Source organism: Helicobacter monodelphidis (genome assembly GCF_003288845.1).
In the GTDB taxonomy this organism is placed as follows: domain Bacteria; phylum Campylobacterota; class Campylobacteria; order Campylobacterales; family Helicobacteraceae; genus NHYN01.
In genome coordinates this window covers 19,819-29,009 of sequence record NZ_NHYN01000023.1, presented here as the reverse complement: position 1 = coordinate 29,009, position 9,191 = coordinate 19,819, and the positions used below count along the sequence as shown (strand labels likewise).

8 protein-coding genes are annotated in these 9,191 nt (G+C 34.8%); 2 read left to right on the top strand and 6 right to left on the bottom strand.

Annotation, left to right across the window (positions count from 1 at the left end):
• The 4 genes from CCZ01_RS08710 to CCZ01_RS08690 form a co-directional block, all read right to left on the bottom strand.
• Window positions 1-1,581 (bottom strand): HAMP domain-containing protein (locus CCZ01_RS08710; RefSeq protein WP_146745236.1); only part of this gene is annotated, 1,581 nt, incomplete at its 3' end.
• Between the two features lie 359 nt (window positions 1,582-1,940).
• Window positions 1,941-2,327, bottom strand: a complete 387-nt coding sequence (locus CCZ01_RS08700; RefSeq protein ID WP_112052832.1) for a group III truncated hemoglobin — start codon at window positions 2,325-2,327, stop codon at window positions 1,941-1,943.
• Window positions 2,328-2,336: 9 nt separating this feature from the next.
• A complete protein-coding gene (locus CCZ01_RS08695) occupies window positions 2,337-2,777 on the bottom strand; it encodes a copper resistance protein CopD (protein ID WP_112052831.1) in 441 nt (146 codons plus the stop codon).
• Between the two features lie 70 nt (window positions 2,778-2,847).
• Window positions 2,848-3,291, bottom strand: a complete 444-nt coding sequence (locus CCZ01_RS08690) for a hypothetical protein (protein ID WP_112052830.1) — start codon at window positions 3,289-3,291, stop codon at window positions 2,848-2,850.
• 113 nt (window positions 3,292-3,404) lie between these two features.
• Here CCZ01_RS08690 and lysA point away from each other — a divergent pair, with 113 nt between their 5' ends.
• Entirely contained in the window at window positions 3,405-4,670 is a 1,266-nt protein-coding gene (lysA, locus tag CCZ01_RS08685) for a diaminopimelate decarboxylase (RefSeq protein ID WP_112052829.1), read from the top strand.
• Window positions 4,667-5,761, top strand: a complete 1,095-nt coding sequence (pheA, locus tag CCZ01_RS08680) for a chorismate mutase (protein WP_112052828.1) — start codon at window positions 4,667-4,669, stop codon at window positions 5,759-5,761. Before lysA ends, pheA begins: the two co-directional genes overlap by 4 nt.
• 5 nt (window positions 5,762-5,766) lie before the next feature.
• Here pheA and CCZ01_RS08675 read toward each other — a convergent pair whose 3' ends face one another.
• Together CCZ01_RS08675 and CCZ01_RS08670 are read right to left on the bottom strand one after the other, a co-directional pair.
• The gene (locus CCZ01_RS08675) at window positions 5,767-8,655 is read right to left on the bottom strand and encodes an FAD-binding and (Fe-S)-binding domain-containing protein (protein WP_112052827.1); all 2,889 of its coding nucleotides are present in this window, start codon (window positions 8,653-8,655) and stop codon (window positions 5,767-5,769) included.
• A 134-nt stretch (window positions 8,656-8,789) separates the two neighbouring features.
• Window positions 8,790-9,113, bottom strand: a complete 324-nt coding sequence (locus CCZ01_RS08670; protein WP_112052826.1) for a YnfA family protein — start codon at window positions 9,111-9,113, stop codon at window positions 8,790-8,792.
• Between the last annotated feature and the right edge of the window lie 78 nt (window positions 9,114-9,191).

The window sequence follows — 9,191 nt, the reverse complement described above, 5'->3', positions numbered from 1 at the left end:
TCTTACTGCTTCTTCTAAATCTTTTGATTTAGATTCTAAGTCTTTAGCGAAGTTTGCTGAAGTATGAAGCATTTTTCTTATTTCTTCTCCAAGTGTGTTAGTAACAATTTCTACACTTCCTTTTGCATCCTTGACTTCTGTTGTAAAGTCTAAGCTTGTATAAGAATTAAATACTCTTGATATTTCATTAGTATCGCTACCTATTTTGTCCTGCAAAACACTTAACATTTGATTAAGCACATTTTTCAACTCAACTAACTGAGGGTTTGCTGGATTTTCAGTAATTCTAGCCGTTAAGTTACCTGCTTCTATGGCTTGAGCAGTTTGGATAGACTGCTCCACCGCTTTTGCATCTTGTTCCAAGCCTTGTTGAGTTTGCTTAATGTTCTCATTAATGGCTTTAGCCATCGCACCCACCTCATCATTTGCTCGTGGTCGTAAGGGAACTGGGGCAGTTTTTGTTTCATGATTGAGATACTTGAAAAAGTCTGTTAGGATATGCAATAGATTTCCTATGCGCACAGAAATAACTCTATAAACAACCAAGTAAGTAGCCACCGCCACAAATATCAAAACCACTAAAGATACAACCAGTATTGCAAGTTGTAGTTGAGTCAAAGATTGCAACACCACATGCTTAGGAGCAGTAACAGCCATATACCAAGTATCCAAATTTCCGATTTTCAATTCTTTAAAAATTGCATAAGAAGGGATTTGATTTAAGGGAATAAAGTCACTAGAATAATACAAAGGATCTTTTCTATTAAAGGCTTCAGTTACTTCTTTAGCAGAATCTGAAGTATTAATTTGGGCAAATGACTTTCCCCACACTGAAGAATCTGGATGGATAGCAAATGCTCCATTGCCTGTTAGCACAAATCGTATATCACCCTCATAGACACTTAAGTCTGGACGAGACAATAAATTAGCAACACTTGTAAGGTCAAATAATGCCCCCACAACACCCACAACCTGATCATTTTTACCAAAAATCGGATAAGCAATATTAGCACTAAAAGAACTTTGGCCATCAATATTGAAATGCTTTGGTTCACCTAACGCAGGTTTTTTGCTCTGCAATACTCTTTGAACAGCTTCAGCATTGACAATAGCATCCTCAGCCTGCTTTAACACGACGCCACCATTTTCTCCTGGATTTATATCTTGAACAATAATTAAAAACTTTTGAGATTCTGTAAGATATTTTGGATTAACCTGTTTAAATTCCGCATCTGGATCCACCAGATAGACATACATATAATTTATATAGTTGCTAGCATCCATAACTGCCAACAATTCCTCTATCTCTTTTGCATTATAGCCTGAAGACCCATGCATTGAATTTATAAGAATCGTTTGAACTGCATCAACTAAAGCAATCATTTCAAGAAAAGTGCCTTCAATATAGTTTGCATATCGTGCAACATTCGCTACCAAATTCTGGCGTACCTTATCTTGTGTTTCACTACTTACTTGACTTGAAACAACTACGCTTAAACTCGCAATGCCTATAATTACGACAATAAGAATTGTTAAAACAAGCTTTGTGCCAATTTTAAGATTATCATAAAAACTAAACACTATTTTCCTTTACTGCCTTTATCCCACTGCAACAACTCAAAGGCATAAACTAAATTTTAAAAAGGCAATTTTAATGTTCTTTATTTTAAAAAACACTAAAATCCTAACTGAAAATAATTGCTTAACTCAATTAATGAATCACCCAGCCATTTTTAGTGGTTAGGTTTCTTATTTTATAGATAGATAGCATCAAGCATATGAGTATATTTTGATACCCCGCTAGATATTCTCTACAAGCGTAACTTTGGGTAATTCCTGCCCTAGATTTATCTCTTTTTACTCTATTTCTATCATCTATCATACCTAAAGCATAGTTTCTTGCATTAATGTTAGCATTTAGGTCTCTATCTTAAACGATCCTAATGTCCACTCTCATAAAGCATAAATTGAAATCGCTGTGCAATCATTTCAGCCCTTTGAAGAATTTGTATTTTAATACCATCAGAAAACACTTCCTCTAAACTTTGCGAAAACAAATTAAGCCATTCTGTAAAAAGTTCTCGTTTAAATGGGGGTAAGTCAAGATGTGCCTTTAGGGGTTGCCCATCATACACAGGTTCACCCAAAAGCATATTACGCCAAAATAAGGCAATTTTTGCTTTATGTTTTGCCCATTCAGCATTGGTTGTACCAATTTTTCCATTAAAAATTGCACCTAACTCACCTTTATCTGCCCGTATTTTTGCATAAAAAACATCCATCAATTTTTCTATGGACTCCACATTAATTTCTTGATACACACTCATCTATTTCTCCTAAAAATAAAATGCCACTTTGGCTAAAATAACAATCAAAAACCCTAACACAAAAGCAACTTTATGAACAATCTTTGCAAAAGGATTCTTAATTTTAAAAACATAATGACAACTTAAAGAAAGAATCACAAATGCAACAATCACAAGTGCAAATAAAACTTTAAGCATTAAAAGTTGTTGCAACAAAGAATCCAAAAAGCCCTTTTCAAATCCTACCCATCGACTAATCATCGCTCCACCACTTATCACTAAAAGCAACAAACAAAGTGGCATAATCTTGACACCCCTTTGGGAAATAACTCCAAAAACACGATTTGCAACTTCATCACCCAATTTTTTTCTGATTAGGCTAAGAAGCACAATATCGCAAAAAATATACCCTAAAAAAATAATGGCACAAATGAGGTGCAAGGTAAGAAAATAAGGATATAAAAAATCCATTCATCACTCCTAAAATAAAACATAAATCTTAGCGAAAATCATGATGTAAAATATTAACTTATGTTAAGAGTTATCGTTTTTTTAATCCTATCAACACTAATTGCTCAAAATATTTTGCTTCTTCTTTGAATTTTTCCTTAAAACAACGTTCCAATCGCAAGATTAAAGCTGCATTAATTCTTGAATGTTGCAATGCAAGACTAAGAATTAAACCACAATCTTCAATATTTGTGTCTATTGTTGAAAAAACCTCCAAAAAATAATCAACCTCTTGCTGAAGAATCGGTAAAGAATTTGTTTGATTCTCTAAAACTTTGGTAATTCTTAAAATAAAGTCAACATTGTGGTGTGTTTGCGGAGAAGAGGCAAGAGGGGAAATTGATATGGGCTTTTTTGTGAATCTCCAAAAAGGAAAAAAATAAGCAAGTAAAAAACCAATAATTGCAACAAATAAAGCAAGCACTAAGAGTGCTATAAAAACATCTTCTAGCCAATATCGTATTGTTTCACTCATATTGATCCTTTTTGTCATTCAAACAATTTTACAGATATTTAAACATAAAATATAGAAAAATGGAAGCAAAAACAAGGTAGAATAGTCGAAAATATTTAACAAAAAGGTTTTTTATGAGCATTCCACATTATTTTCCTTCTTTGGGGCAATTAACGAAACGTTTTGGCACACCTTTTTACCTTTATGATTTTACAAACATTCAACAGCAATACCTTAAAATCAAAGGAGCTTTTGCTGGAAGAAAATCGCTTATTGCTTATGCTTTGAAAGCAAATTCAAATCTCTCTGTTGTACAACAAATAGCCTCACTTGGAGGCGGTGCAGATTGTGTTTCACTAGGAGAGATTAAACGTGCCATTCTTGCTGGAGTTAAACCTTATCATATCATTTTTAGTGGGGTTGGCAAACGAAAAGATGAAATCTTGGAAGCCTTACATTTAAATATTTTGTTTATTAATGTTGAAAGTGAAGATGAATTGCTTCTTGTTGAAAAAATTGCAAGTTCAATTCGCACAGAAGCAAGAATCTCATTGAGAGTAAATCCAAACATTAACCCAAAAACCCACCCTTATATCTCTACAGGCTTAAACGAAAATAAATTCGGTATTCCTGTGCAAGAAGCAAAGCGATTATATTTATACGCACACAAAAGCCCGCATTTAAAGCCTGTTGGCATTCATTTTCATATTGGTAGCCAACTGCTTGATTTAGAACCTCTGCAAGAGGCAACACAAAAAATTTCCTCGCTATTCCATTCTTTAAATGCAATTGGGCTTGAGTTAAAATTTTTTGATGTCGGTGGTGGGCTGGGCATTAACTATACAGATGAAAAGCCCATAGAACCCTATGATTATGCACAAATGATTCTTAAAGAATTACGCGGAACAGAAGCGACAATCATTTGTGAACCGGGTAGATTCATTGTAGGAAATAGTGGCTATTTAATCACTTCTGTGTTATATGAAAAAATAAATGATTCTAAACGATTCGTGATTGTAGATACAGCAATGAACGACCTTATTCGTCCGACACTCTATGACGCTATTCATCAGATTGCTTTATTTGATTCAGAAAAAATTATCGATACAGAGATTTTAGAACATAGTCATTGCACATTAGCAGATGTTGTAGGGCCCATTTGTGAAAGTGGGGATTTTCTTGCAAAAAACATTAAACTTCCTCCACTTAAACATAACAATTTACTGATTATTAAGAATGCTGGTGCATATGGATTCACAATGGCTAGCCACTATAATACACGTCCAAATCCACCAGAAATTGCCTTCAATGACCAAAAGAAAGTTTGGGTTATACGTTCAAAAGAAAGACTAGAAAGCCTTTGGGAAAACGAACTTGCATATTTGAAGGACAAACAATGATTCAACAATTACGACAAGAAATTGATAAAATTGATAATCAAATTCTTACATTGCTTTCACAAAGAATGGAAGTGGTTAAGCAAATTGGCGAGGAAAAACGTAGCACACAGACTGCTATATATCGTCCAGACCGAGAACGCGAGATTTTAGAGCGACTATTTAATCTAAATGCAATGCATTCAAATTCTTTACTCAATAAAGAAGCCATTGAGGCAATTTATATGGAAATTTTTGCTGTTAGTAGAAATTTAGAATTACCAGAAAGGATTGCTTATTTAGGACCTTTGGGAAGCTATACACATCAAGCAGCAGAAAGTCGTTTTGGAGCAATGAGCCATTATCTATCAATGAATCATATCGGAGCAGTTTTTAAAAGCGTTGAAACAAAATGTGCAAAATATGGTGTTGTGCCGATTGAAAATAACAAAAATGGGGCGGTGGGGGAAACATTAGATGCATTGGCAAATACTTCTTTAAAGATTGTTGCAGAGGTTATTTTACCTATTCACCATTCTTTTGCAACTTTAGCAGAATCACTCCATTCTATCAAACGCATTTACTCAAAAGATATTGCTTTTGGACAATGCTTGACATTCTTGAATGAATATAATCTTGCAGAAGTAGAACGTATACCTGTAGATTCTACAGCAAAAGCTGCCCAACTAGCCAAAAATGATCCGGAGTCTGGAGCAATCTGTTCGCATATTGCAGCAAATTTACACGCATTACCTGTTCTCTTTGAACATATTGAAGATATCTCTAACAATAAGACACGTTTTGTCATTATTAGCGATTTTAAGAATCAACCTAGTGATGCAGATAAAACTTCATTAGCAGTAGATTTAGCCAACACGGATAAACCCGGTGTTTTAGCCTGCTTTTTGGAAGATATTAGAAAACTAGGAATCAATATGACAAAAATTGAATCACGTCCAAAAACGGGTGGCAAAGATTTTGAATTCCATTTCTTTATCGATTTTGATGGGCATATTGACAACCCACATATTCAATCTTTTATGCAATTACATCAAGACAAAGTTAAATGGTTAGGTAGCTATGTGAAAGCGACAGGAATTCCACTTGTATTATAAATAAACTACATTACATTCTTTGCACATCGGTCAACAAGATAAATAATGTGTTGCCACGCAAAGTTTGTATGTTCACATAAACCAATCTCGCATGTAGAAGAACTACTATAGCCACTTTTCAATCCCTTTTGTGCATAGAAATCCTTAAAATTCTTAAGTGCATTCTTGTTTAATTCAGGTAGCAAAAAACCCTTATTTCCAGAGAATCCACAACATTTTGTGTCATAGTGCACGACGGGTTCTGTATAGGAACATAATGCACCAAGCTCTAAAATAGCGGCTTGTGCATCCCTCTTACCACCTTGTTCTTTTGGAATGGCTTGAATACGATAATGCCTCGTTGCACAAGGTGCATAAATAGCGACAGATTCTTGCTGTGGCACAATTTGCAAATGTGGAAGTAAAAATTCTTTCACAAAAATAGGCATATCTAAAACCTGCAATTTAAATCCAGCCGCTTGAGAAAAAAAGACCATTTTTTCAAGCAATTCTAAGGAACAGGCACTATGATCACAAACTATTGGAATTTTGCCATATTCACTAGCAATCTTTAAAGATTCAAAGCTAGCTTTAGCAACTTTTAGGCTTGTATTTGGATAATCCTTAAATGCTTTAGAACAACACAAAGATTCTAAATTCTGCGGATAGATGACTTGAAAATTTGCCTTTAAGCAAAGTGATTCAAATACTTCTTGAATACTGCGTTGGTCTTGTGCAAAAGGTGGTGGTGCAAAGAGACGATTCAAGCAACTACTAAAATAAACAACTTTTTGGCTAGAATCACCACGATTTTTCAAAAAGTAAACATTATTCTTTGGCATTTGCGGAAAACAGATAGGAGTTTTTAAAGCTTTGTTGAGCTTGACGCTCCACCGATAAACCCTCTTAGAACCCAATATGTTTTGTGCAAAAGTCGCTGTTTTTAAACCAATCTTTAATACTCCACTTGTAAAAGAAAGATGTTTTGCGATACTCGTCGCAATTCTTGAATCCTCACTCTGCTTATGAATATGTGAAGCAATTTTTGCAGTATCAATACTCAATGGGCAGAGATTTGCACAAGCAGAACAAGTCGCACAAGTTTCAATACTTAAATAACGCTGTGCTGCTTTTAATTCTTGCAATGCTTTTTGTTCATCTTGAGTAAGATTTACACAAGATTCTAAACGCACAATTTCACGATACATGGTAATTCTTTGACGCGGCGTTAAAGTAAAATTCTTGCTCGGACAATGCTTTTCACAAAACCCGCACTCCATACAAGAACCAATAAACTCCATAATTTCATCTTGGTGTAAAGTAGCGGGTTTAAGATTCTTAAGATGGATTTGAGGATCATCAGAAATTATTACATCTTTATTAATTAATCCTTTAAAATCAAAAATTTTCTTTATTTTTTGATGGATTGAATACGCCTTTTCTCCCCATTCAAGTGCCACAAATGGTGCAACCATTCTACCTGTTCCATGTTCTGCCTTAATTGAACCTCCAAATGTATGCATTAACTCTGCTAAAGCTTCCATAAACCCGCTAAAACATTGCAATTGTTTCTCATCGCTTAAGTTGGGAGTAATAATAAAATGGACATTTCCGCTTAAGGCATGTCCAAAAATAATACCTTCAAATTGATATTGTGTGAAAAGTTCCGTAATGCGTGCAATCCCTTGCGTAAAATCCTGAATTTGAAAGCAAATATCCTCAGTAATGACCGTGCTACCTAATGGGCGGTTTCCTGCAGCAATAGGCAAAATACCCTTGCGGATTTTCCACCAAGACTCTTGCTCCTTTGCATCCAAACTAAATCTCACTTCAAAAAGCGTTTTTAACGCCTGAATTTTAGGTGTTAAAAAAGAAATATTGGATTCTAATTCTTCTTGAGAGTTCTCCTCCAGCTGAATCAGCAAAGCACAATTTCCCTCACTAATCTCATGAATTTCTGGAGGCAACCCATCTAAATATTGCACAGAACATAAACAAGCATAATCCATTATTTCAGCTGCTGTGATTTTGTCATCATTATCTGCAAAAAGTGAAATAGCCTCTGTTGCTTCAAGAATATTATCAAAAAAGAGTAAAGCACAAGCTTTATAGGCATAATCAACAACACTTTCATAGCATACAGAACTGACAAAGCCAAGCGTACCTTCTGCACCCACAAACAAATGATTAAAAATATCTTTGGTTTCTGAAAAATCTACAAGGGCATTAAGGCTATAACCTGTTGTATTTTTTATGCTGAACTTATGACAAATCCGTTCTCTTAATTCTGTATCATCAATAATTTGTTGTCTTAGATTCTGAATTTCCTCCACCAACTGGGAATGGTTATTTAAAAATTCCTGCCAGGATTTTTCATCAGCAGTATCCACAACGCTACCATCAAATAAAATCACACGCAAGGAATGCAATGTTTGGTAGCTGTTTTGCTTTACCCCACAACACATTCCGCTTGAATTGTTTGAGACAATCCCACCAATAAAAGCACTATTAATGGTTGCTGGATCAGGTCCTATTTTTCTCCCATAAGGTTTTAATGCCTCATTTGCTTCACAACCAATTACACCACAATCACAACGAATATACCGCCCTTGCTCTAAAATATCTATTTTAGCATACGAAACCAACACCAAAACACCCTCGCCACAAGCTTGTCCACTTAAAGATGTTCCCGCACCTCTAAAAGTAATAGGTAAATTAAGCTGATATGCAAGTCGTAATAAAAAAGCAACCTCTTCCTCGCTCTCCGCCCTAACGACAACTTTTGGAATATAGCGATAGCAAGATGCATCTACGCCATAGACAAAACATCTCGCATAGTCTGTATAAATTCTATCTAAAAAACGCGACTCACAAGCAGTTACAAATTGTTGCACACAAGACTCATCGATTTGCATAAAACCCCCATTCATAGTTAGTAAAAGATTATAACCAAACTACTTTAAAAAGACAATTTGCTAGAATTAAGAATTCTTTATTTTAAATTATTCTACTCAAGCTAATAAAAATAATCTATAAAAGTACATCAAATTCAAGAACGTGGTGCATACATCATAATTCCAACTCCGACAAGAGCGATAATTGCCCCAATAATGTCCCACATATCTGGCTTAAATTCATCAAATTTCATCGCCCAAAAAATAGAAAAAACAATAAAAATTCCACCATAAGCTGCATACACTCTACCAAAACCCTCAGTCTGTAATGTTGCCACAATTCCATACAAGGCTAATAATATCATTCCGGTTACACCAATCACCACAGATTTTTCTTCTTTTAGCCACAACCACACTAAATACCCACCACCGACTTCTAAAAATGCCGCCAAAATAAAAATTCCAATACTTTTTAACACTTTATTCCTTTGAATTTAGGGAGCATTATAACATAAGTCAGAATTAAGATTTCCTGCACATCTCCTTTGATGTATAAA